Source organism: Rheinheimera sp. ATLC3, from assembly GCF_059429535.1.
Window position 1 is genome coordinate 4172635 of sequence record NZ_CM182103.1, and the last position, 21513, is coordinate 4194147.

The 21513-nt window shown below is 47.9% G+C and carries 23 protein-coding genes and 7 tRNA genes; 22 read left to right on the forward strand and 8 right to left on the reverse strand.

Translation table 11 applies throughout. The features are described 5' to 3' along the window. Nucleotides 1-116: 116 nt before the first annotated feature. Nucleotides 117-1820 (forward strand): methyl-accepting chemotaxis protein, encoded by a 1704-nt coding sequence (locus AC5SV9_RS19455; protein WP_475150584.1) that lies wholly within the window; start codon nt 117-119, stop codon nt 1818-1820. A gap of 47 nt (nt 1821-1867) precedes the next feature. Here AC5SV9_RS19455 and AC5SV9_RS19460 read toward each other — a convergent pair. Then, nucleotides 1868-1944: transfer RNA gene (locus tag AC5SV9_RS19460), tRNA-Pro, on the reverse strand. A gap of 155 nt (nt 1945-2099) precedes the next feature. Here AC5SV9_RS19460 and AC5SV9_RS19465 point away from each other — a divergent pair. The 5 genes from AC5SV9_RS19465 (at nt 2100) to AC5SV9_RS19485 (ending at nt 6380) form a co-directional block, all read left to right on the forward strand. After that, nucleotides 2100-3071, forward strand: coding sequence for a DUF4382 domain-containing protein (locus AC5SV9_RS19465; protein WP_475150583.1), 972 nt, complete (start codon nt 2100-2102; stop codon nt 3069-3071). Between the two features lie 140 nt (nt 3072-3211). Beyond that, nucleotides 3212-4084: an EamA family transporter gene (locus tag AC5SV9_RS19470; protein WP_475150581.1), complete on the forward strand. Its 873-nt coding sequence runs from the start codon at nt 3212-3214 to the stop codon at nt 4082-4084. A 76-nt stretch (nt 4085-4160) separates the two neighbouring features. Further along, the gene (locus AC5SV9_RS19475; RefSeq protein ID WP_475150578.1) at nt 4161-5282 is read left to right on the forward strand and encodes a lysophospholipid acyltransferase family protein; all 1122 of its coding nucleotides are present in this window, start codon (nt 4161-4163) and stop codon (nt 5280-5282) included. Beyond that, entirely contained in the window at nt 5279-6151 is an 873-nt protein-coding gene (locus AC5SV9_RS19480; RefSeq protein ID WP_475150577.1) for an EamA family transporter, read from the forward strand. The genes AC5SV9_RS19475 and AC5SV9_RS19480 overlap by 4 nt, the downstream gene beginning before the upstream one ends. After that, a complete protein-coding gene (locus AC5SV9_RS19485; RefSeq protein ID WP_475150576.1) occupies nt 6135-6380 on the forward strand; it encodes a DUF2960 domain-containing protein in 246 nt (81 codons plus the stop codon). The genes AC5SV9_RS19480 and AC5SV9_RS19485 overlap by 17 nt, the downstream gene beginning before the upstream one ends. A 54-nt stretch (nt 6381-6434) precedes the next feature. On the opposite strand, the gene cspE is transcribed toward AC5SV9_RS19485, so the two are convergent. Both cspE and ald read right to left on the reverse strand, forming a co-directional pair. Beyond that, nucleotides 6435-6644, reverse strand: coding sequence for a transcription antiterminator/RNA stability regulator CspE (cspE, locus tag AC5SV9_RS19490; protein WP_008222696.1), 210 nt, complete (start codon nt 6642-6644; stop codon nt 6435-6437). 309 nt (nt 6645-6953) lie between these two features. Beyond that, entirely contained in the window at nt 6954-8072 is a 1119-nt protein-coding gene (ald, locus tag AC5SV9_RS19495; RefSeq protein ID WP_475150573.1) for an alanine dehydrogenase, read from the reverse strand. 148 nt (nt 8073-8220) lie between these two features. Between ald and lrp the strand changes: the two genes are divergently transcribed. The 7 genes from lrp to AC5SV9_RS19530 all read left to right on the forward strand — a co-directional run bounded on the left by lrp (nt 8221) and on the right by AC5SV9_RS19530 (nt 15145). Continuing rightward, entirely contained in the window at nt 8221-8709 is a 489-nt protein-coding gene (lrp, locus tag AC5SV9_RS19500; protein ID WP_134054945.1) for a leucine-responsive transcriptional regulator Lrp, read from the forward strand. A 119-nt stretch (nt 8710-8828) separates the two neighbouring features. Then, nucleotides 8829-11303, forward strand: coding sequence for a DNA translocase FtsK (locus AC5SV9_RS19505; protein WP_475150571.1), 2475 nt, complete (start codon nt 8829-8831; stop codon nt 11301-11303). Next, complete coding sequence (lolA, locus tag AC5SV9_RS19510) at nt 11304-11915, forward strand: outer membrane lipoprotein periplasmic chaperone LolA (protein ID WP_475150569.1); 612 nt, start codon at nt 11304-11306, stop codon at nt 11913-11915. Between the two features lie 59 nt (nt 11916-11974). After that, a complete protein-coding gene (locus tag AC5SV9_RS19515; protein WP_475150567.1) occupies nt 11975-13261 on the forward strand; it encodes a replication-associated recombination protein A in 1287 nt (428 codons plus the stop codon). Next, the gene (gene crcB / locus AC5SV9_RS19520; protein WP_475150565.1) at nt 13261-13635 is read left to right on the forward strand and encodes a fluoride efflux transporter CrcB; all 375 of its coding nucleotides are present in this window, start codon (nt 13261-13263) and stop codon (nt 13633-13635) included. Before AC5SV9_RS19515 ends, crcB begins: the two co-directional genes overlap by 1 nt. 5 nt (nt 13636-13640) lie before the next feature. Continuing rightward, the gene (gene serS, locus AC5SV9_RS19525; RefSeq protein ID WP_475150563.1) at nt 13641-14930 is read left to right on the forward strand and encodes a serine--tRNA ligase; all 1290 of its coding nucleotides are present in this window, start codon (nt 13641-13643) and stop codon (nt 14928-14930) included. A 62-nt stretch (nt 14931-14992) separates the two neighbouring features. Further along, on the forward strand, nt 14993-15145 hold the full coding sequence (locus AC5SV9_RS19530) for a hypothetical protein (RefSeq protein ID WP_226765374.1): 153 nt from the start codon (nt 14993-14995) through the stop codon (nt 15143-15145). Here the strand turns inward: AC5SV9_RS19530 and AC5SV9_RS19535 are convergent. The 5 genes from AC5SV9_RS19535 to AC5SV9_RS19555 all read right to left on the reverse strand — a co-directional run bounded on the left by AC5SV9_RS19535 (nt 15140) and on the right by AC5SV9_RS19555 (nt 17200). Then, entirely contained in the window at nt 15140-15475 is a 336-nt protein-coding gene (locus AC5SV9_RS19535; RefSeq protein ID WP_134054932.1) for a TusE/DsrC/DsvC family sulfur relay protein, read from the reverse strand. The genes AC5SV9_RS19530 and AC5SV9_RS19535 overlap by 6 nt on opposite strands. After that, complete coding sequence (locus AC5SV9_RS19540; protein ID WP_226765375.1) at nt 15463-15732, reverse strand: DsrH/TusB family sulfur metabolism protein; 270 nt, start codon at nt 15730-15732, stop codon at nt 15463-15465. Before AC5SV9_RS19540 ends, AC5SV9_RS19535 begins: the two co-directional genes overlap by 13 nt. Beyond that, nucleotides 15732-16088: a sulfurtransferase complex subunit TusC gene (gene tusC, locus AC5SV9_RS19545; RefSeq protein WP_226765376.1), complete on the reverse strand. Its 357-nt coding sequence runs from the start codon at nt 16086-16088 to the stop codon at nt 15732-15734. The genes AC5SV9_RS19540 and tusC overlap by 1 nt, the downstream gene beginning before the upstream one ends. Further along, a complete protein-coding gene (gene tusD / locus AC5SV9_RS19550; RefSeq protein ID WP_475150559.1) occupies nt 16088-16450 on the reverse strand; it encodes a sulfurtransferase complex subunit TusD in 363 nt (120 codons plus the stop codon). Before tusD ends, tusC begins: the two co-directional genes overlap by 1 nt. An 81-nt stretch (nt 16451-16531) precedes the next feature. Further along, the gene (locus AC5SV9_RS19555) at nt 16532-17200 is read right to left on the reverse strand and encodes a Bax inhibitor-1/YccA family protein (RefSeq protein WP_134054924.1); all 669 of its coding nucleotides are present in this window, start codon (nt 17198-17200) and stop codon (nt 16532-16534) included. A 162-nt stretch (nt 17201-17362) separates the two neighbouring features. Here AC5SV9_RS19555 and AC5SV9_RS19560 point away from each other — a divergent pair. The 9 genes from AC5SV9_RS19560 to AC5SV9_RS19600 all read left to right on the forward strand — a co-directional run bounded on the left by AC5SV9_RS19560 (nt 17363) and on the right by AC5SV9_RS19600 (nt 21510). After that, a tRNA-Ser gene (locus AC5SV9_RS19560) sits at nt 17363-17453 on the forward strand. Nucleotides 17454-17638: 185 nt separating this feature from the next. After that, nucleotides 17639-17729, forward strand: a tRNA-Ser gene (locus AC5SV9_RS19565). Nucleotides 17730-17937: 208 nt separating this feature from the next. Further along, nucleotides 17938-18582: a UvrY/SirA/GacA family response regulator transcription factor gene (uvrY, locus tag AC5SV9_RS19570; protein WP_134054922.1), complete on the forward strand. Its 645-nt coding sequence runs from the start codon at nt 17938-17940 to the stop codon at nt 18580-18582. Next, nucleotides 18582-20399, forward strand: coding sequence for an excinuclease ABC subunit UvrC (uvrC, locus tag AC5SV9_RS19575; protein ID WP_475150555.1), 1818 nt, complete (start codon nt 18582-18584; stop codon nt 20397-20399). Before uvrY ends, uvrC begins: the two co-directional genes overlap by 1 nt. A gap of 33 nt (nt 20400-20432) precedes the next feature. Continuing rightward, the gene (gene pgsA / locus AC5SV9_RS19580; protein ID WP_134054918.1) at nt 20433-20987 is read left to right on the forward strand and encodes a CDP-diacylglycerol--glycerol-3-phosphate 3-phosphatidyltransferase; all 555 of its coding nucleotides are present in this window, start codon (nt 20433-20435) and stop codon (nt 20985-20987) included. Nucleotides 20988-21121: 134 nt separating this feature from the next. Then, a tRNA-Gly gene (locus AC5SV9_RS19585) sits at nt 21122-21197 on the forward strand. A gap of 30 nt (nt 21198-21227) precedes the next feature. Beyond that, nucleotides 21228-21301, forward strand: a tRNA-Cys gene (locus AC5SV9_RS19590). Between the two features lie 29 nt (nt 21302-21330). Further along, a tRNA-Leu gene (locus AC5SV9_RS19595) sits at nt 21331-21417 on the forward strand. A 17-nt stretch (nt 21418-21434) separates the two neighbouring features. Beyond that, nucleotides 21435-21510: transfer RNA gene (locus AC5SV9_RS19600), tRNA-Gly, on the forward strand. The last annotated feature ends 3 nt before the right edge of the window (nt 21511-21513 follow it).

The following is a 21513-nucleotide window of genomic DNA, read 5'->3' on the forward strand; positions in this document are numbered from 1 at the left end:
AGAAGTGACAAGGTTGAAAACGGCGACTATGCTGAAATTGTTTTAAATAAGTATCTGTTCAAAAAAATAAATTCAGTTTTCAACTGGTATAAAAACAGCATTAGTAAGGATAGATCATGGGATTTTGGAAGACGGTCGGTGGTCGGTTACTCAGCATACCCGTATTGGCGCTATTAGGCTTTTTAGTGTTAGCAGCGGTTGCGCTGAGTGCATTAAACCATAGCCTGATTGAAGGCAGACAAAACCGCGTTGTGGCAGTTATCGACAGTGCGTTGAGTGTGGTAAAACACTATCAGTCACTTGCACAAAGTGGTGCACTGACAGAAGAACAAGCTAAGCAGCAAGCGATGGCAGCGATTAAAGTCATCCGTTATGACGGCACTGAATATATCTGGATCAACGACACAGGGCGGCCAGTGCCCAGCATGATAATGCACCCAACCGTGCCAGCACTCGAAGGCACTGTACTGGACAAGCCCAGTTTTAACTACGCCACTTTGATGCGTAACCGTGATGGCAGCCAGCAACAGACTTTGGATAACGCCAATCTGTTCGTCAGCATTGTTGATGTTATTAACCGTTACGGCAGCGGCTTTGTTGAATACCAATGGCCAAAGCCAGTGAAAGGAGGCGGTGTTAGTGAAGAGCGCTATACCAAGCTGTCGTATGTGGCAAAAGATGAACGCTGGGGTTGGGTGCTGGGTTCGGGTATTTACATCGACGATGTTAAAGCAGCGTTCTGGCATGTGGCCCGCCAGGTAGGTGCTGTCGTACTGCTAATCATCGCTCTCACTGTGGGCATATCGCTATATATACGGCGCTGGCTGTTACAGGCGCTTGGCGGCGAGGTGGCCGATACCAAGGCTCTGGTGCAGCAGGTAGCAGCAGGAGACTTTTCAGTGCATTTCTCACTGCAGCCTGGCGATACCAGCAGCTTGCTTGCTGCTTTGAGTAGCTTAGTGATCCAGTTGCGGGGCATTATTTCCCAGCAATCTGCCATGGCAGAGCAACTGGCAGCGCAGTCAGAAGCACTGGACGATACCAGTCAGCATACTCAGCAGATCCTGCAAAATGTGATGGATCAGACTGCGCAGGTGGCTACAGCCGTAAATGAAATGACGGCGACCTGTGAAGATATGGCCCGTAGCGCGACAACCGCGGCAAAAGCTGCGCGTGACGCCGATCAGGAGGCACAAAATGGCGTTGCGGCGGTTAAACAGACCATTACAGCAATAGATGCGCTGAAAGTTAAACTGGAGCAGGTATCTGATGTTATCGCTAAGCTGTCTAAGCGCAGTGAAGAGGTGGGTGCGGTGACCGATGTAATAGGTGCTATTGCTGAGCAGACAAACTTACTGGCATTGAATGCGGCCATTGAAGCAGCAAGGGCTGGCGAGCTGGGCCGTGGTTTTGCCGTGGTTGCCGACGAAGTGCGTACATTGGCCAGCCGTTCGCAGGCGTCGACACAGGATATTAATCAGCGCATACAAGGTATTCAGCAGGATTCTACCAACGCTGTGCAATCTATGGCGCAAAGTAAAACTGAGACTGAACAGACGATTAGCTGCTCGCAGCAGGCTAATGAGGCGCTGGGCCGTATTAATGCCGCGGTCTCCAGCATTACAGATGTGAATGACCAACTGGCCAGTGCAACAGAAGAGCTGGCGGTGGTATCGGGCACGATAAACGAAAATATGGAAAACATCGCCGATGCGGTGGAAAGTACCACTGCGAAATCCGGTGAGTTATCTGCCTCCAGTCAGCAGCTAAGGCAAATGGCCAGTGAAATGAAAAAGTCGCTCAGCGGTTTTAAAATTTAACAATAAAAACAAAGCCCCGCAAAAGCGGGGCTTTGTTTGAGGAATAATGGTCGGTACGAGAGGATTTGAACCTCCGACCCCTGACACCCCATGACAGTGCGCTACCAAGCTGCGCTACGTACCGATGTACGGCGTATCATAATGATTCCCCGCCAGAAAGCAATGCTCTGCCAGCCGATTGCACTAATTTTAGCCAACCAGACAACACGTTATATGTCGGTTAAGGCGATATTCAGACGAGGTTGCTATACCTGTCGAGTTATCTACAAGGAGCGACATATGAAATGTATAACAACAACGGCAGCCATGCTGGCGTCTGTTTCATTGCTTGCAGGCTGTGGCGGTGGGGGAGATGGCGATACTGAACCCATGTTTGCGACCTTCAATCTGAGTGTAAGTGATGCGCCGGTAAATGGTGCCAGAGCGGTAATGATTTGCTTTAATGAAGTTGAGCTTACCGGTAATGGTCTGGGCAGTCAGAGCTTCACTATTGGTGATGATGATGAAGCTGTGGCCGCCAACGACAGCTGTCGTGATGCAGAAGGTAATATTATTCCGAACACCCGGGGTATTGATCTGTTACTGCTGGATGGTGCTAAATCAGAAGCGTTAATTACCGGCGCGCAGTTTGAAGCCGGTAATTATGGTCAACTGCGACTGGAAATTGCCGAAGGTAGCTACGTTGAACAGGAAGATGGCTCACGTGCGCCGCTGCGGGTCCCGTCAAATGAGCTGAAACTGGGCGGTGTTACCTTATCTGCCGGTGGCACTTTTAGCTACACGTTAGAGTTTGACTTGCGTAAAGCCATGGTAAATCCGCCTGGCCAGGATGGATACCTGCTAAAACCTACCGGGTTAAGGTTAGTCAACAACAGTGAAGTAGGGCATTTAACCGGCTCTGTAGCGGAGAGTTTATTGATAAATAATAATTGTACCGTGGTGCCTGCCGATGCTTTGATGCCAGTGGCAACAGTGTATTTGTATGAAGGGGCAGATCGCCCGCTGGCAGAATTGTCTGACAATGGTGGTGATAATACTTATCAGCCCTACGCCAGCACCAATGTGTACTTCGATGGTGTCAGCGAGTACAACTTCAGCCTTGGCTTCATCGATGCCGGTGTCTACACCGCTGCTTTAAGTTGCGATGTACAGGATGATCCAGAGGTTGCTGATGAAGTCATGTTCTTGCAGGCGCAGAATACTGAGATAACGGCCAGCAGTACTCCGATTGAAGCAGATTTTTCCGAATAGTATCTTGCCCAAAATGACAGGCAGCATTGTGCTGTCTGTCATTATCAGACTGCTGAATATCCATCATAGTGCGTGCTGCTGTCTATCGACTGCATAACTTGTTAATATAGCCATCTTTACGTCCTCTCTGGTGTGCAGTGATGCTGTGGATCCCCTTTACCTTACTGGCTGCTTTCATGCAGGCTTGGCGCAATGCGTTTCAAAAGCAGCTGAGTAAAGATGTCAGCGTGGCTGGCGTTACCCTTGCCCGTTTTATCTTTGCTTTACCTCTGGCCGCTTTCTACCTTTGGGCGTTATATGCCTGGCGGCCTGCAGCCATGCCAGAGTTCAGCGGTACTTTTGCCGGTTTTATCATTGCTGCTTCACTGGCGCAGATACTGGCCACGGCACTAATGGTAAAACTATTTCAGCTAAAAAATTATGCTATTGGCGCCGGCCTGGCAAAAAGCGAAGCGGTACTGGCAGCGATGCTCGGCGTGTTGTTTTTTGCAGAAAGCTTAACGCTATGGGGCTGGTTTGGCGTATTTCTCGGTGGCTGTGCAGTGTTTTTACTCAGTGGAGCACGCTTACGGCAGCTGTCATTTCAGGTGTTATTGCTTGGGCTGGGTAGTGGTCTGGCCTTTGCGCTAACGTCGTTGTGGGTGCGCCAGGCCAGTCTGACATTAGGTTTGCCTTTTCCGCATGGTGCGGCCTGGGTGCTGGTACTGGTGATATTGATGCAAACCCTGATTCTGATGCTTTGGTTGGCGTTAAAAGACAGGGTAGCTCTGCTCGCATTATGGCGACACCGCAAATTAACGCTGGCAGTGAGTGTATGCAGCTGTGTGGGCTCTGTCGGCTGGTTCACAGCAATGAGTCTGGAATCTGTCGCACTGGTTAAAACACTCGGGCAGGTTGAAGTGTTGTTTATGCTACTTATTTCAGCTTTTATTTTTAAAGAGAAACTTAAACAAACAGACCATCTGGGGCTGGCACTTATTGTTATTGCTGCTGTCATTGTAATGTGGGCTTAAATGGGTTTGGCACTGGTGAAATTTCGCTAACCCAGTAAAATGAGCGCTCTTTTGGCTTACCAACATAGTGATTTACGTGTCAGAACAGGATCTTTACGCCGATATACGGCCTTACAACGATGCCGAAGTTGCGCCTGCTATAGCCCGGCTAATAGCAGATGACGAGTTTATTCAGGCTATTTTGCATTACCGTTTTCCACATTTGTCAGGCCCTTTTGGCTGGTTACTGTCACCACTGGTCAAGTTTGCATTGAAAAGACGCTGGGCAAAGCTGAATACCGTGGAAGCAGTGCAAAAACAGGTTGCTGGTTTTATGGACCGGATGATAGACAGTACAACTAACAAAGTGACTGTGTCTGGAATAGAGCAGTTACAGCAGGACAAAGCCTATTTATTTATTTCAAATCATCGCGATATTGCGATGGACCCGGCATTGGTGAACTGGTGTCTGCATCATCACGGCTTTGATACGGTGCGAATTGCTATAGGCGATAACCTGTTACGTAAAGCCTGTGCCACCGAGCTGATGAAGTTAAACAAAAGTTTTATTGTAAAAAGGGGGGCTAAAGGCCCGCGAGAGCTGCTGAAAAACCTGTCTCAGCTATCTGGCTATATTAAACACTCGATCGAGCAAAAGCACTCTATCTGGATAGCGCAAAAAGAAGGCCGGGCCAAAGACGGTAATGATGAAACCGATCCGGCTATTCTGAAAATGTTTTATATGGAAGGTAGAAAACGCGGTGAAGAGTTTGCCAGCTATATGGCAGGTTTGAATATAGTGCCGGTCTGTTTGTCATACGAATATGACCCCTGTGACGCCGATAAAATTAAAGAGCTGTGGCATAAGCAAACTCAAGGTGCGTATCAAAAAGCAGAGTTTGAAGACATAGACAGTATTATTAAAGGCATAGTCGGCATTAAAGGCCGGGTTCATGTTGGTTTTGGTAAACCTATCAGCGGGGTACCAGCCGAACCCGAACAGCTGGCTGCGCTTATAGATCAGCAAATCTGGCAACAGTACCGTCTGTTTCCCATCAATTATCTGGCTGCAGGCCAGGAACATACCTCTGTTAACGAACAGGTTGCTCAGCAGTGGCAAAACCGCTTGCAAGCGGTGCCAGTGGCAGCTGCGCCTATGCTAAGTGCGCTGTATGCTGCGCCTCTGGTGAAACAGCAACAGCTGGATGAAACACTTTGAGCTATCTTGTCGGCGTAACGCTGCTATGGGCGTTTTCATTTAGCCTGATAGGCGTGTACCTTGCCGGTCAGGTTGATCCTTACTTTGCTGTATTACTGCGCGTGGGGTTGGCGCTGTTGGTTTTCCTGCCTTTTATGCGTCGTTTGCCCTGGCTGCTGGCGGCTAAGCTGTCGGCATTAGGCGCTGTGCAGCTGGGGCTGATGTATCTGTTTTATTATCAGTCATTTTTGCTGCTAAGCGTGCCTGAAGTGCTCATTTTTACTATTTTTACACCTGTTTATATCACCTTGCTGTATGACGCCTTGCAGCGTCGTTTTCGCTACCGGTTTTTACTGGCTGCTATGATAGCGGTGCTTGGCGCTGCTATTATGCGTTATAAAGGTCTGAGCCAGGGATATTGGCTAGGTTTTATCATAGTGCAGTGCGCTAATCTGTGTTTCGCACTGGGGCAAGTGGGCTATAAGATATTACTGGAGAAACAGCCATTATTGATTGCCCAGCACCAAGTGTTTGGCTGGTTCTATGCAGGGGCTTTGGCTGTTGCTTTACCGGCCTGGCTGATACTTGGTGGTACGCAATACCCGGATAGCATGACACAATGGACAGTTTTGTTTTGGCTTGGGCTGGTAGCGTCGGGTGGTGGTTATTTTTGGTGGAACAAAGGCGCCACCAGGGTAAGCAGCGGTACTTTAGCTGTGATGAATAATATGCTGATCCCAGCTGGCTTACTGGTAAACATTCTGCTTTGGAACCGCGAAGAGAATGTTATGACATTGCTGGCTGGCTCATTACTACTGATTTTTTCTTGTTTACTGTGTAAGCCTGGCAGTATAGCAATAACCGGAGCGACAGATGGCCAGACAAATTAGTTATACTTTTAAAAATGAACGTAAAGTTATCAACTTCAGTTACGACAAATATCGCGATATGTACGAAGCGGTAGCTGCAGCTGAAGGTATTGATTTAAGAGCGTTTCTTGCAATGGAACAGCAGGTTGCTATGACGGCGAAGCGGGGAGCTGCGGTAAAGAACTATCGTCAGCAGGAGTTTGCCCGCATGGGTTTTGCAAATATTGCTTTTGTCCGGGATGAACAGTGACGTTGCTGCAAATAAAAAAGGACACCGAGGTGTCCTTTTTTGCAAGCGCTTAAATTACAGAACTGTAACGTTAGCAGCTTGTGGGCCTTTTTGGCCTTGTTCGATTTCGAAAGAAACGCGCTGACCTTCGTTTAAGGTTTTGTAACCTTCAGTCTGGATTGCACGGAAGTGAACGAAAGCGTCTGCGCCGCCGTTGTCCTGAGTAATGAAACCGAAACCTTTATCTGCGTTGAACCACTTAACTACACCAGTTACTTTAGCCATGAATGACTCCTAAAAATTTTAATAAACTAATTGACGCTTAATTGCGCTTTTAGCCTGACTGTTACCTTACTTATGCGGCCAAACGTGCGTGAATCTTCAGGACATGACTTACAATGAAGCTGTGTAGCGAAGTTTTCATAAACATTTTGTTACATAGGTCTGCTTTACAGGCCGGTAAGCACTATAGCAGGTCTGCACGGAATGTATATAGCTAAATACAAATAAACCGTTGTCGCGCAATAAAAAAGTCGAATAAATAAAAAAGGCCGGATATCCGGCCTTTTTCTGCAGCTGCTTATTTATTGAGCATTAAGCATTGAGTGCGGTTTTGGGTTCAACAAAGGTAAAACCTAACGCTTCAGCAACGCTTTGGTTTGTTACCTGACCATTGATGACGTTCAAGCCGTTCATTAAGTGCTGATCGTCAAGTAGCGCTTGTTTGTAGCCTTTATTTGCCAGACGGATAATAAATGGCAGTGTTGCATTGTTCAGCGCGAACGTTGATGTACGTGGCACGGCGCCAGGCATGTTTGCTACACAATAATGCACTACGTCGTCAACAATGTAAGTTGGGTCAGCATGGGTTGTCGGTTTAGACGTTTCCACACAGCCACCCTGGTCGATAGCAACGTCTACAATAGCTGAGCCAGGTTTCATACGCTTGATATGATCTTTTGTAACCAGTTTCGGGGCTGCAGCGCCTGGCACCAAAACGCCACCAATCACTAAGTCGGCCGCCAGCACTTCCTGCTCTAGTGCATCCGCAGTTGAGTAAATAGCTTTAACAGCACCGTTGAATTGCGCATTGATACGGCGCAGTACGTCAACGCTACGATCCAGCACTGTTACATCTGCACCCAGGCCAACAGCCATCTGAGCGGCGTTGGTACCTACCATACCGCCACCAATAACAACCACTTTAGCCGGTGCAACGCCAGGTACACCACCTAACAACATACCGCGGCCAGCGCAGGATTTCTCTAAGGCGCGGGCTCCGGCCTGAATAGACATACGGCCAGCAACTTCTGACATAGGTGCTAACAGCGGTAGGCCACCACGATTGTCGGTAACCGTTTCGTAGGCAATACAAATGGCTTTTGATTTAATTAAATCTTCAGTTTGCGGTAAGTCCGGGGCAAGGTGCAGGTAAGTAAACAGGATCTGGCCTTCACGCAACATCGCACGCTCAACAGCCTGTGGCTCTTTTACTTTTACAATCATCTCTGCTTTGGCAAAAACTTCAGCTGCTGTCGCCAATACAGTTGCACCGGCTGCGGTGTAGTCTTCATCGGTAAAGCCGATACCGATACCAGCATTGGCCTCAACCAGCACGCTGTGCTTATGGTTAACCAACTCGCGTACGCTGGCTGGAGTCATGCCAACGCGGTATTCGTGGTTTTTTATCTCTTTTGGTACGCCAATAATCATAATTTTAAGCCTTATATTGAGGTAAATGTTGGCCGAGGTAAAATTTGTGCGCAGTATACTTATTATTTTATAGAATTAATGCTTGTTTTTACGCTTCAGCGTAGTGCAAAATTCTGTTTAAATTTAAACGGCAAAGTTTTTCGCTGCTATGTACTCTTTAAATAAAAGTATCAAGAAGTTAGATCGTATAGACCGTAAAATACTGGCAGAATTGCAGCTCGATGGGCGTTTAGCAAATGTAGAGCTGGCGCGTAGGGTAGGGCTTAGCCCAACGCCTTGTCTGGAGCGCGTGCGAAAGCTGGAAGCGGAAGGAGTTATTCTTGGCTATACCGCGCAGGTAGATCCGCATAAAGTAGGTGCCGCGTTACTGGTTTTTGTTGAAATTACCTTAAGTAAAACCTCGCCGGAAGATTTTGATGAGTTCAGCAAAGCGGTGCAGAAACTGCAAGAAATCCAGGAGTGTCATCTGGTGTCCGGCAGCTTCGACTTTTTGCTGAAAACCCGGGTGGCAAATATGGCAGCTTACCGTGAACTGCTTGGCGAAACGTTGCTCAGATTACCCAGTGTGCGGGAAAGCCGTACCTATGTAGTGATGGAAGAAGTAAAGCAAACCACCTTTGTAGCAATAAGCAGTTAATTGTCGGTTCAGCCGGCCTTCACAGATGCACTTTTACAGTGTCTCTGGTATCTTAGCCTGCAGTACTGCCTCTTGGTGCGCAAAATGATAAAAAGATGAGAAAAGGTAGGGTCCTTCATTTGCAGAACAGAGTTTATTTTCCGCTAAACGGTGTGCAGCGTTTGCTCGAAGTTGGATTAATCGTATTTTCCGGCTTTGGCTTGTTTCTGTTGCTGGCGTTGTTGTCTTTTGATCCGGCGGATCCGAGCTGGTCGCAAACCGGTTATCAAACCAGTGTCCATAATTACGCCGGCCCTATAGGTGCCTGGCTGGCTGATCTGCTGCTTTTCAGCTTCGGCTGGATAGCGTATTTAATACCTTTTCTCGTCGCGTTAAGTGGCTATCTGCTGTTTAAACGTTTTCATGATCTGATGAGCCTTGATTATCTTATCCTGGGGCTGAGGATCATTGGCCTGGTGCTGACGCTGCTAACAGCAACTGCTATCAGCAGTATGAATTTTAACGATATTTTTTATTTTTCTTCAGGCGGTGTGATAGGGGATGTCGTCAGCGGCGCGTTACTACCTTATTTTAACTTTATCGGCACCATTTTGTTGCTGCTGTGCGGCTTCGCGACCGGGCTTACGCTGATGACAGGTATTTCCTGGTTAACAGTGGCAGATGCATTAGGTGCGGCGTGTTATAACGCTGCACAGTTTTTAATGTCAGTGCCTCAGCGTTTAAAAGAGCGCAGTAAAGATGACTACGACCCCTTTGCCCAGAACCCGGATGAAGAACCGCTGGTCGCTACAACTTACGCTGCAGAGGAGCCGGTGCTGGCTGCACCTAAGTCACGACAAACTCCTAAGCTTGGTAAACCTGTTGCAGACAGTTTGCCAATCTCGCCGTTAGATGAAAAAACGCAGGCTAAAGCGTATTACAGTGTGGATACACTGGCCGATGAGAACCTGTCATTCAGTGCCATCGATGAACCCGATAGTGGTGGCTGGGAAGAAACCTTACAACAGCTGGATTTACCGTCTGAATCTGAAGTAGAAACTGTGCTGTCAGCCATGACAGACGATGAAGATGATAGCGAAGAAGTATCGCATCAGATGGAGGAGTTGCCGTCTCTTGCGCTGCTGGATAGACCGGATAAAGCGGTGAACCCGATAGACCCCGCGGATTTGGAGCGGGTATCCCGTCTGGTCGAAGCAAAGCTGCTGGATTTTAATGTTGAAGCCAAGGTTGTTGGTGTGCATCCTGGCCCGGTGGTAACCCGGTTTGAGCTGGATTTAGCGCCTGGTGTTAAAGTCAGTAAAATTACCGGCTTATCAAAAGATTTAGCCCGTTCTTTATCAGCTATCAGTGTGCGCGTAGTCGAGGTGATACCGGGTAAATCTTACATAGGCTTGGAACTGCCTAATCAACACCGAGAAATTGTGAGGTTGTCAGAAGTCATTGGTGACGAAATCTTCGATAACTCTAAATCACCACTGACAATGGTATTAGGTAAGGATATCGCCGGTAAATCGGTTGTCGCAGACCTGGCGAAAATGCCTCACTTACTGGTTGCCGGTACGACCGGATCCGGTAAATCGGTAGGCGTTAACGTGATGATTTGTAGTTTGCTGTATAAATCAACACCTGACGATGTGCGCTTTTTGATGATCGACCCGAAAATGCTGGAGCTGTCTATTTATGAAGGTATTCCGCATTTGCTGACCGAAGTGGTTACCGACATGAAAGATGCAGCTAATGGCCTGCGCTGGTGTGTTGGTGAGATGGAAAGACGCTATAAGCTGATGTCGGCGCTGGGCGTACGTAATTTAAAAGGCTATAACGCAAAAATCAAAGAAGCCATTGCTGCAGGTTCACCGATTAAAGATCCGCTTTGGCGGCCATCTGATGATATGCGTACTGAAGCACCGCTGCTGGAGAAGCTGCCCTCTATCGTTGTGGTGATAGACGAATTTGCCGACATGATGATGATAGTTGGCAAAAAAGTGGAAGAGCTTATCGCACGTATCGCTCAGAAGGCCCGGGCTGCCGGTATTCACCTGATTCTGGCTACGCAGCGGCCCTCTGTTGATGTTATTACCGGTTTGATTAAAGCGAATATTCCAACCCGTATTGCCTTTCAGGTGTCATCGAAAATTGACTCACGTACTATTCTGGATCAACAGGGTGCCGAGAGCTTGCTTGGACAGGGCGATATGTTGTATTTGCCACCGGGTTCAGGCGTGCCGACCCGGGTGCATGGCGCTTTTGTTGATGATCACGAGGTGCATGCTGTCGTGGCGGATTGGAAAAAACGTGGCAAGCCAAATTATATTCCGGATATTTTAAGTGGTGAAACCACCGAAGAGAATCTACTGCCGGGTGAAACCATGGAAGGCGAAGATGGCGAAGCTGATCCGCTTTATGATCAAGCTGTTGCCTTTGTCACGGAAACACGCCGGGCCTCGGTATCCGGAGTACAACGTAAATTCCGCATTGGTTATAACCGGGCCGCGCGTCTGGTAGAGCAAATGGAGCACAGTGGTATTGTTACCGGCCCGGGTCATAACGGTAACCGAGAAGTCATGGCGCCAGCGCCGCCAAAAGGATATTAAATGCTACGTAAAGTGTTTGCTGTTGTTTTGATGTCTGTTTCTGTTTCGGCGCTTGCACAAAGTGCTGAGGAGCAGTTGCAGCGTAAATTGGCAACGATAAAGACCTTTTCTGCCAGCTTTGAGCAGCAGGTAACCGATGCGCAGCATCAACTTCTGCAGCAAGGTAAAGGCCAGCTGATGATAAAGCAGCCGGCCAGATTCCGTTTCGAAACGACCGAGCCTGAGCCCAATCTGTTTATTGGCGATGGTGCTACGTTGTGGTTTTACAACGAGCCGCTGGAGCAACTGACGATTTATGATTCGCAAAATGAGGTGAACAGAACGCCTTTTGTGTTACTAACATCAACTAAGCCTGAGCTGTGGCAACAATACGATGTTACGCGGCAGGGTGAGCAGTTTGTTATCCGCTCAAAAGCTGCAGACAGCCCGGTTAAGCAGTTAACGCTGAGTTTTTCCGGCTCAGCCTTATCGAAGATGCAGGTATTGGATATGAACCAGCAATTAAGCGAATTTAATTTTACGCTGGTGCAGCTGAATATTGCCTTAGAAGACAGCCTGTTCCGGTTTGAACCGCCCGAGCATACTGATATTGATGATCAGCGTCAGCGATAATTATTGTGAATTCTATACCCCTCGATTTTGGTGAGGACTTCCGACCGCTGGCTGCCAGAATGCGCCCACGCAATCTGGATGAGTACGCAGGTCAGCAGCATTTAATTGGTGAAGGTACTGCGCTTCGCAAAGCCATCACGGCGGGGCGGGTGTTTTCGCTTATTTTGTGGGGCCCTCCTGGCACAGGTAAAACTACACTGGCTGAAGTTATTGCCAGCCATGCTGATGCAGCTATCAGCAAACTCTCAGCTGTTACCTGTGGTATTAAAGATATACGTGACGCTATTGCTGAAGCTAAGCAACGTCAGCAGCAATATCAGCAACGCACCTTGCTGTTCGTCGACGAAGTACACCGCTTTAACAAAAGTCAGCAGGACGCATTCTTACCTTTTATCGAAGATGGCACTATCATTTTTATTGGTGCAACCACCGAAAATCCGTCTTTTGCGCTGAATAATGCTATTTTGTCCCGTGCCAGAGTGTGTGTACTTAAAGCCCTGAGTGATGCCGATTTGCGCAAGGTGTTGATGCAGGCGTTAACTGACACAGAGCGGGGTCTGGGTGACGAAGGCATTACACTGACGACTGACGCAGAACAATTGTTACTTCAGCTTTCTGCCGGTGATGCCCGCAAACTGCTCAACCTGTTAGAGCAGGCCGCAGAACTCACCGAAGCAGGTAGCGCGGGTAAAGTCATCGAATTTGACACTCTGAAGCATCTGGTACCGAAACAGTTGCCGGGTTTTGATAATCAGGGTGACTTATTTTACGATCTGATTTCGGCATTTCATAAATCCGTGCGCGGCTCAGACCCGGATGCCGCACTGTACTGGTACTGCCGGATACTGGCTGGCGGCGGCGATCCCCTGTATGTTGCAAGGCGTTTACTGGCAATTGCCAGTGAGGACATTGGTAATGCTGATCCGCGGGCATTAACATTGGCGCTAAACGCCTGGGATACGTTTGAGCGCGTCGGGCCGTCGGAGGGTGAGCGCGCGATAGCGCAAGCTGCGGTTTATCTGGCATTAGCGCCTAAAAGCAATGCGGTTTATAGTGCTTTTAATCAGTTAAAGCAATTAGTCTCGGAGCAACCGGCCTATGATGTGCCGCTACATTTGCGTAATGCCCCGACCGGTTTAATGAAGCAGTTGGGGTTTGGTGAAGGATATCGCTACGCGCATGATGAACCCGGAGCTTATGCTGCAGGAGAGCAATATTTGCCAGACAGTTTAGCCGGGCAATCGTTTTATCAGCCATCAGATCGCGGCATGGAAAAACAGCTATCGGAGAAGCTGCGTTATTTAAAGCAGCTGGATGCCCAAAGCCCTAAAAAGAGGCGAAACTAGTGTTATCTTATCTTGCGGTTGCAGTTGGTGGCGCCATCGGCGCAAGTTTACGCTACGGTTTGAACGAGTTGGCAATGAATGTTTTAGGGAAATCATTCCCTTTTGGCACTTTGCTGGTTAATATTCTGGGCTCTTTTGTGCTGGGGTGGGTATATGCATTGTTCAGCAGTGGTATGCTGGCAGTGTCGCCCTGGCGTGCGCTGATTGCTATTGGTCTTATTGGCGCTTTTACCACGTTTTCTACCTTTTCGCTGGATACAGTGTTGTTGTTGCAGCAAGGCGACTGGCTGAAGGCTATCACCAACGTATTATTAAATGTGTTGTTATGTTTAACGCTTGCCTGGTTAGGGCTTAAACTGGGTTCAATGAAGTAATTACTATGCTAGATGCGAAATTTTTACGTACAGAATTAGAAGAAACCGCCAGCCGTCTGGCGCAGCGTGGCTATGTGTTGGATGTTGCGAAGCTGGCCGCTTTGGAAGAGCAGCGCCGCTCGTTACAGGTAGAAACACAGGATTTACAGAATCTGCGTAATACCAAATCGAAAGCCATTGGTCAGGCAAAAGGCCGTGGTGAAGATATTACGCCTTTACTGGCCGAGGTGGATGGCTTAGGTGCGCAGCTTGATGCTGCTAAGCAGCAATTAGACAAAGTTTTGCATGACGTTGAGCAGATTGCGCTGACGGTACCTAATTTACCAGATGCTTCGGTACCTGCCGGTAAAGACGAAACAGACAATGTTGAAGTACGTCGGTTTGGCGAGCCACGTCAGTTTGCGTTTGAAACGAAAGACCATGTAGCGCTGGGCGAGGCGTTGGATAGAGGCCTGGATTTTGAAAGTGCAGTTAAAGTTGCAGGCTCACGTTTTGTTGTTATGCGCGGGCAAGTTGCAAGACTGCACCGCGCTCTGACGCAGTTTATGCTGGATTTACACACCGGCGAACACGGCTATACCGAATTATATGTGCCTTACCTGGTAAACCACGCCAGCTTATTGGGTACAGGGCAATTGCCCAAGTTCGGAGCGGATTTGTTTCATACTCAGCCGGCAACGGAAGAAGGCCAGGGTATGGCACTTATTCCGACGGCAGAAGTCCCGGTGACAAACCTGGCACGCGACACTATTTTTGATGCAACAGAGCTACCGGTAAAATATACCGCTCACACCCCATGTTTTCGCAGTGAAGCAGGCTCGTACGGGCGTGATACCCGTGGTTTAATCCGTCAGCATCAATTTGACAAAGTTGAGCTGGTGCAGTTGGTACACCCGGAACAATCAATGCAAGCGCTGGAAGAGCTGACGAGTCATGCTGAGAAAGTGTTGCAGTTATTGGGTTTACCTTACCGCGTAATGTTACTGTGCACGGGTGACATGGGCTTTGGCTCAAGCAAAACTTACGATCTGGAAGTATGGTTACCGGCACAGAATACTTACCGGGAGATTTCGTCCTGCAGCAACATGGGCGATTTCCAGGCTCGGCGGATGCAGGCCCGTTATCGTGGGGCTGATATGAAAAAGCCAGAGCTTATTCATACCTTAAATGGTTCTGCACTCGCTGTTGGCCGTACACTGGTGGCCATTCTGGAAAACTACCAGCAAGCGGATGGCAGCATTGAAGTGCCGGAAGTGTTGCGGGCCTATATGGGTGGCGTAGCGAAGCTGGGGTAAACCTAAGCAGATGCCGGCACTGACGTTACTGGATTGTGCCGGTTTTAGCAGGATCAATAAAAATGCCCAAACCCCGTAAAAGCATTAAACAGACTAACCCCGCGCTAATGCGGGGTATTTATCTGGCGATAATTATTGGCATAGTAGCAATTTTCGCCATAGTGACGCTGGAGTCGATAATCAGTATTCTCAGCGACGCCTTTGCTGATTCATAAACACTTAGCTGGCTTGGGCAGGCCGGCTATCCGTGTCGCCTGCTTGGCAGGGCCTTGCGGGAATAACATAAACAGATACTTGCTATTACCTTTTTCAGGGCCAAGCTGTTGCGCCATCGCTTTGACTAAAATGCGTATAGCGGGAGACGTCTGAAACTCGACATAAAACTGTCTTACGAAATGCACAACTTCCCAATGCGCCTCGGTCATTGTTATCTGTTCCGCCACAGCAAGCGCCTGAGCAACCGCCGTATTCCAGTCTTGTAAATTAGCCAGATAGCCGTGTTTATCCAACGGTATTGCTTTTCCATCAACTGTTATTTCTGCCATAAAATATTCTGCGTCGCTTTACTGCAAAGTTCTACCCATTGTTGTGCGCTGACAGCGGTGATGCCATCAGGCTGTTGAAGTTGTCGTACTGTTAAATCTGTCTGCAGCGCATATAACTTTTTTACAGGCCACGAAAGGTGAGGAGACAAGCACAGATAAACTGCATCCTGCCGCAACAGAATAGCATCGTCGTGCTGACAAATTCGAGATAGAGAATCCAGATTTACTTCTGGTGTAATCAAGCTTATTAATTTCATTAAGTTGTTATCACCTGATGCTGAGACGATAGCAAAGCAGCAATGTCGGCCTTGCTCAACAAGGTTACCGCAATATTTAACTGTGCCGGTTCTAACCCGCGCGCTGTAACTGATTCAAGGCAAGCATAAACCTGCTCTATATCGTACAGCGAAAACAACTTAAAACTGCGCGGGTACTGTTTCAGGCCAAAGTCTGGCTGGTCGACTGTTGGCAGTAACTGATAAACAGCGTCATCACAAAACAAAATGCTGACGCTGTGCTCGACGGCGGCTAACGCCAGCGCCATATCCAGAGCTTCACGGCCATTGCTGTTGTTAAACGGGCTGTGTTGTTGTAGAAGCAATATATTTCGCATCAGAACTGTATCAACTTATCTATATTGGTTTGTCGCATCGCGAACTCAGCCAGGCCAGCAGCGACATAGCCGTGCTTAGGTTGTTTTACTGCAGTTACGACGCCACGTTTTTCTGCAGCAGTAACGCAAAAAAGCAGAGGTATATGGTGTTGCTGACAAAAATGGGCCAGTTCGGCGCTGAGATCTGGCTCATCAGCAGGCAAATCGCTATCAGCAGAGGCGCAGTATACGGCATCCTGGTACAAAAAAATGTGCTCTATGCTATGACCCATTTGAACTGAAGTTTTGGCAAAATGCAGTGCACTCGCCAGGCTCTGACTGGCAAAACCATTGGATGTAAGCAGTAAACCAAAGCGCGTCATAAATAAAGTGCCTGAATAAAAAAATGCCCCGACCAGCGGGGCATTTTAACTAATTAGTGTAAAGAGGCATAGCGCCGGTGTTTAGTCATCGCCGCCAAATACGCCAAGTAACTGCAACAAATTGACAAAAATGTTGAAAACATTCAGGTATAAACCAACAGTTGCGCGAATATAGTTTGTTTCACCGCCATGAATAATCCGGCTGGTATCGAACAGAATAAGGGCAGACATAATCAGAATAATTGCAGCGCTGATCGCTAAGCTTAGGGCTGGAATCGACAGGAAGATGTTTGCCAGCGCGGCTACCAGCACAACAATCAGACCTACCATCAGGAAACCACCCATAAAAGAGAAATCTTTACGGGTTGTTAATGCATAAGCTGACAAACTGAAAAAGATCAGTGCCGTGCCACCAAGGGCCTGCATAATTAACGCCGGGCCGTTAGCTAAACCCGCGTAGTAGTTCAGCATCGGGCCAAGTGATGCGCCCATAGCGCCGGTGAAAGCAAACACCCAAAAAATACCACTGGCAGAGTCCGCAGTTTTATTGACAATAAACAGCATAATAAAACCAGCTACAAAACATACCAGCGACATCATTGGAGACATATTAAGCGCCATGGCCACGCTTGCTGTCACGGCACTGAAGGCGAGGGTCATAGCCAATAAAAAGTAGGTATTTCGCAGAACTTTATTGATCTCCACACTGCGTCCGGCAGTGCTTAGAACAGAAGTTTCTCTGTATGACATAATTTACTCTCCTGATACAAAGGTTTAATAACGCATTTGACGATATCATACGCAGTAAGTTCCGTTCAGACCAGCATCCACAGTAACAATTTAGCGACAATGTGATTTTTTTCGATTAAATGCTTTCTTTTGTCTGACGAACTGATTAATATACGCGTCGCCGGAGGGATGGCAGAGCGGTTTAATGCACCGGTCTTGAAAACCGGCGTGGGTTAATAGCCCACCGAGAGTTCGAATCTCTCTCCCTCCGCCACTAAAACCACCTTCAAGGTGGTTTTTTGTATCCGCAAAAATTAAAAAGCTTTGTGCTATAAAGGAAGTAGTCTGGAAATTGTACGAATAACGGCGTTATTGTCGATTTACTAGGCAAACGGTTGAAAAGTACAAAAAAGCCCTTTACAAAGCCCGGTACAGTTTTTAATATTCGCCCTGTAACGCGGAGGGATGGCAGAGCGGTTTAATGCACCGGTCTTGAAAACCGGCGTGGGTTAATAGCCCACCGAGAGTTCGAATCTCTCTCCCTCCGCCACTTACATCTCAATACTTACAACATCAAAGCCCTGCATTTAACGCCTTTCTTTAATTCAATAGTTTAAAAATTTTAACCTTTCTGGCACACTTAACCTCAACCGGGCAAAACTAATAGTATTGGTATAATTTGTTTAGCAAACATGGCTGTGCTCGGCTAAGCTAAACGACAATAATAATTCTAATATCCAGTGAAACGGAGAGGCAAATTGATTAACGTCTTGTTAGTTGATGATCACGAGCTTGTACGTACTGGGATCAGTCGCATACTAATGGATGAGCGCGGTATCAAGGTGATAGGCGAAGCTGGCTCCGGCGAAGAAGCTTTACAGTTTTGCCGTCAACATGAACCTGATGTGGTGTTGATGGACATGAATATGCCTGGTATGGGCGGTATGACAGCGACTAAACGTATTCTGCATTATTGCCCGGATATTAAGATCCTCGCGCTGTCTGTATCGTGCGAAGAGCCGGTTCCTACTAAAGTCATGCAACTGGGGGCGGCTGGTTTTATCTCGAAAAATTCTCCGCCACGCGAGATGGTCTCCGCTATTCGTAAAGTTTACAGCGGTGTCAGACATATTTCTGATGAAGTCGCTCAGAAAATGGCATTGAGTAAAGTGAATAATCATAGCCAGAACCCGTTTGACGATTTATCTGATCGTGAATTGCAAATCATGATGATGATTACGCAGGGACAGAAGGTAAATGATATTGCTGAACAGCTGAATGTCAGTGCTAAAACAGTAAACTCCTATCGTTATCGCATGTTCGAAAAGCTGGCTATCAGTGGCGATGTTGAGTTAACGCACCTTGCATTGCGTCACGGCATGATAGATATCGCTAAAGCCTGATGTTTGATGCTAAAAATTTTCTGAAATCTGTGCCAAAGCAGCCCGGCGTTTATCGTATGCTAAATGCTGCGCAGCAGGTAATTTATGTTGGTAAAGCAAAGGATCTTAAAGCACGATTAAGCAGTTATTTTCGCAGTAAAGTCGATAGCGCTAAAACGCGTTCGCTGGTTAGTCAGATTGCACAGGTTGAGTACACTCTGACACACAGCGAAACCGAAGCGTTGATCCTTGAAAATAACCTGATAAAGCAGTTTTTACCGCGCTATAACGTGCTGCTAAGAGATGACAAATCTTACCCGTACATTTTTCTCAGCGCACATAAACACCCGCGTATCAGTTCTCACCGTGGCCCCCGTAAAGCGCCGGGCCAGTATTTTGGGCCTTACCCCAATGCCGGAGCAGTCTGGCAGAGTTTAAAAACGCTACAAAAAATTTTCCCCATCAGACAGTGTGAAGATGGTTTTTACCGCGCCAGAACCCGGCCTTGTTTGCAGTATCAGCTGAAGCTTTGCTCAGCGCCTTGCGTTGGCAAAATCTCAGACGATGAATATATGCATCATGTCAAACTGGCCAGTTTGTTTTTACAGGGCAAAGATCAGCAAGTAATTGAAGATCTGGTGCAGAACATGAATGCTGCCAGTGAGCAAATGCAGTTTGAACAGGCTGCAGTGTTGCGCGATAAAATCATTGCCCTTAGAAAAGTGCAGGAACAGCAAAGCGTCAGTGGTTCGCATGATGAAATGGATGTGATTGGCTTTGTTTACTCGCATGGTATTGCTGCTGTTCATGTCTTATTTATCCGCGAACAGAAAGTGCTTGGCAGCAAAGCCTATTTCCCGAAAGTACCCGCTGATACTGAAGAGAATGAGATCTTAAGTGCTTTCCTGCTGCAGTTTTATCTGGATGGTTATGGCTCTCAACAACTGCCGCGCGAAATAGTGTTGGCGCAGCCTCTGGCTGAAGCTGAACCTGTTGCTGCTGCAATAAGTGAAATTGCCGGACGCAAGGTTCGGATCACTTATGCCCAGCGCGGTGAAAAAGCGCAATATCTTAGCCTGGCAGAGAAAAATGCCCGCCTGGCTTGTGAGAACAAGCAATCGCTTGCTCAGAAAATGGCTGTTCGTTATGCGCAGTTACAGCAAGTGCTGCAGCTGCCTGACGCTATAAACAGAATGGAGTGTTTTGACATCAGCCATACTATGGGGCAGGCAACAATCGCCTCTTGCGTGGTGTTTGACGGGCAGGGGCCGCACAAAGCCGAGTACCGCCGTTACAATGTCACAGGGATCACCGCTGGTGATGATTACGCAGCCATGCAGTTTGCGTTAAACAAGCGCTATGGCAAGCTGCAAGATGAAAGTAAAATACCTGACATTGTTTTTATCGACGGTGGGCAGGGGCAGCTTAATATCGCAATAGAGCAATTCCTGCACTGGCCTCATAGCAAAAAACCGCTGCTGGTGGGGGTAGCAAAAGGTGTAAGTCGTAAACCAGGGTTAGAAACACTGATACTTGCTCATAACGGGCGCAGCATCAATCTGCCCGAAGATGCGCCGGCTTTGCATCTGATCCAGCAGATCCGCGACGAAGCGCACCGCTTTGCGATTACCGGACACCGCAATAAGCGTGGTAAGGCAATGATCAGGAGCCCGTTAGAACAGGTCAAAGGTATTGGTGAGAAACGCCGGCAAGCTCTGCTGCAGTACCTGGGGGGGCTGCAGGGGGTGATGCGGGCTTCTGTCACAGAGTTAGCCTCAGTACCCGGAATATCAAAGGCTCAAGCGGAAAAGATTTACCAAGCCTGTCATAACAAGTAGCATAGTGCTATAGATGCTGTAGAGAATTCGCCGATGTGGAATATTCCTAATCTGTTAACGCTGTTTCGCCTGTTTCTTATCCCAGTCTTTATACTGTGTTTTTATTCCGGTATTGAAAATGCGCGTTTTTGGGCCGCATTTGTATTTTGGCTTGCGGCCATTACCGATGCCTTAGATGGCTATCTGGCCAGAAAACTACAGCAGTCTACCCCGTTTGGTGCTTTTTTAGACCCGGTAGCAGACAAGGTGATGGTGGCTGTTGCTTTGGTGCTGATTGCGGTTGATAGTTTATCACTGTGGGTAACAGTTCCTGCCATTATTATGATCAGCAGGGAAATAGTGATTTCTGCGCTGAGGGAATGGATGGCTGAACTGGGTAAAAGAGCAAATGTTGCAGTGTCAAATCTGGGCAAGTATAAAACGATTGCGCAGATGCTGGCGTTGATTGGATTAATCTGGCGACCAGAGCATTGGCTGGTTAGCTGGTTTAGCCCGGTAGGTATGCTGTTGTTGTACATTGCTACGGTGCTAACTATATGGTCTATGTACGATTATTTACGGGCAGCCTGGCGCGATCTGGTGTATTAATCACTGTTTTTGCTGATTATTAACGCAACTCAGTCAAAATTTAATCAGTCAGTCATAAAAGCAAAATTTATTATTGACTGGCCAGATTAAAACAGTAGAATGCGTCTCGTGTTAAGGCACATGGCCACAAGCACGCGAGTATAGCTCAGCTGGTAGAGCGCGACCTTGCCAAGGTCGAGGTCACGAGTTCGAACCTCGTTACTCGCTCCAACTCTTTCAAAGAGTGAAAATTGTTTGATTGGCGGGTTGGCAGAGTGGCCATGCAGCGGATTGCAAATCCGTCCACCTCGGTTCGACTCCGGGACCCGCCTCCATCACGCAATGTTACAAACTAAAGTTGTCTGCCCGGGTGGTGAAATCGGTAGACACAAGGGATTTAAAATCCCTCGGGGGAAACCCCGTGCCGGTTCAAGTCCGGCCCCGGGCACCATTTAGTACCAGAATTTTGCGAGTATAGCTCAGCTGGTAGAGCGCGACCTTGCCAAGGTCGAGGTCACGAGTTCGAACCTCGTTACTCGCTCCAAAT